This is a genomic window from Candidatus Paracaedimonas acanthamoebae (assembly GCA_017307065.1).
Classification (GTDB): Bacteria; Pseudomonadota; Alphaproteobacteria; order Caedimonadales; family Caedimonadaceae; genus Paracaedimonas; species Paracaedimonas acanthamoebae_A.
The window spans coordinates 1-2,109 of sequence record JAFKGL010000041.1 but is presented as its reverse complement, the minus strand read 5'-3'; the positions used below and the strand labels follow the sequence as shown (position 1 = coordinate 2,109).

Here is a 2,109-nt window from a genome sequence, read left to right as displayed (position 1 = left end):
CACTTAAGATGAGTTGACATAAAATGTCAACATTATCGGACTGAGTTGCCGCCAAAAGCAAAGGAGTATCGCGTCTTTTTTGCTGATAGCCATCCATTTGCTGTAGCACCTCAATGAGATGATTTTTATTGTTTAATACAGCGTATTCAAAAAAGGTAAATTGCCGCGCATCTTCTTGCTCAGGATGAGCACCAAGGGATAAAAGAGCCAATACCGCATCAAGATGTCCACCCTTGGCCGCAAGATGTAATGGGGTTCGTTTTAGGTTGTATTCTACTTTTTTCGGACTCGATGGGCTTTCTACCCCATTAATGTCAAAGCCATACGATTTGAGGAGTACAATCGCTTTGGCTTGGCCACAAAGTGCTGCATGATGCAGGGCGTTCAATCCGTGACGGTCAAAGGAATCGCTGTAATTTGATTCTTCACATAAAAACCGGATGATTGCGGTTAACCCTTGTCTGCTCGCAAGCATTAAGGGAGTAACACCCGAGCGGTTGGGTTGATTTTTATAACGAATGCAAGGCAAAAGAGTCAGTGCTGCATCCGCAGAATCGCTCATGAGTGCATAATGGAGTGCATTTTGGCCATAAATATCCAGACAATCCGGATCTGCCCCTTTATCGAGAAGCAACTCCATAATACGCACATGGTCTAATTGGGCTGCAATCATCAGGGCTGTTTGTCTTTTGTTATTGAGACTGTCCGCAGGATAGCGCTGCAACAAAGATTCAACGAGACCATAGTTACCGGCAATAACCGCTTCATGCAGGCTATTGAATGCAGGCTTTTCTGGGTCCAAATATTTCGAACAAAGCTCATCCAAAGTGTTAAACAATTGCTTTTTATTCAGTTTTAATGCCATTTCAACTATTTTTACTGGACCGTTCACTTTATCCAAAGCAAGAATCGTTAAACTTTGTGGGAAGTATTGATTAAATACACCTAGGCGATAACAGGCCTCTTCGTCTGTTTCCGCAGACAGCATTGATAAAAGGACATTATGCTTGCCGGTTAAACGGGCTGGATTAATTCCTGATTGTCTTAAGTGGTCTAACAGTTTGTGTGGCGATGAAAATACGGATTCGTCATCGACACCTGAATGGTCGTTCAGTGACGTGACCAGAGTTGAATCGTCCTGTAAGTTGGTAAAAAGCACCTGCAATAAATCCGCTCCTTGTTCTGAATCAAATAATTTGATTAAATCTGGGTATTGAATTAAGAACTCATAGGCTTCGTCATATTCTCCATCTTTCAAATACGCTTTTAATTGAATGATTTGGCTCTTAAGCTCCGTGGTTAGGGTTAAACTGGGTAAAGAAAAAGCTATGGGCTCCGGCTTCACCTCATCCGGTTGCACCGGATTCGGCAATTGGTGCATAAATGCCCTCATCGTTTGGTACAAAGCATGACCTGGTTTACAGGCTGAGCCAGTCCATAAGTCGACAGGCCATTGTTTAGGCTCGGTTAATTGAAATAGTTTTTTAAGTGATGCTTTGTCTTCTTGAGCAACTGCAATGTGAAATACCGTTTGGTGCTTACTATTGCGTACATTCACTGCAGCCCCACGCTGTAACAGCAATTCAATGGCCTCTTTAGCTCCGTAAATGACGCTCAGATGCAAAGCCGTATTTCCGTTAGAATCTAAGACTTGGTCAATTGGATTTAATCGTTTTATAATTAATTCGATTGCTTGAATCTGATGCGATTGCAGACTTGATTTAAATAAGCTCGCATAGTCACCTTCACCGGGTGGAACGTGTTTTAACATCCAGGCTAAACACACCATACTGCCGTGTTTGGCAGCAAGTGCGGCCAGTTCAAGCCTGGATAATTGCGTTTCTTCGATGTGTTCTTGTACAAAACCTATCTCATCGCTCATCACCGCGTAGTCCACTAAACTCAAACGGGCCTTGCTTCTATAGGGAATCTGCAGGTCCATCAAATCATAAACAATAAGAGGGGTCGTGTGGAATAACCACCAAAAGTGTTAATTCTGAATTAAATCATCTTCCAAAAATGTTGTTTTAGATGTTTTTCAAACGCATTCACCATTGCTGTTATGTCAATTTCACCGTTACTCTTTTTAAAATTGTACTTGCCAGTAAA

Annotated in this window: 1 protein-coding gene; it reads right to left on the bottom strand. The window is 42.1% G+C overall.

The window, feature by feature from the left end:
- A partial coding sequence (locus J0H12_07460; GenBank protein MBN9413735.1) for an ankyrin repeat domain-containing protein occupies nucleotides 1-1,885 on the bottom strand: 1,885 nt, incomplete at its 3' end.
- Nucleotides 1,886-2,109 lie beyond the last annotated feature (224 nt).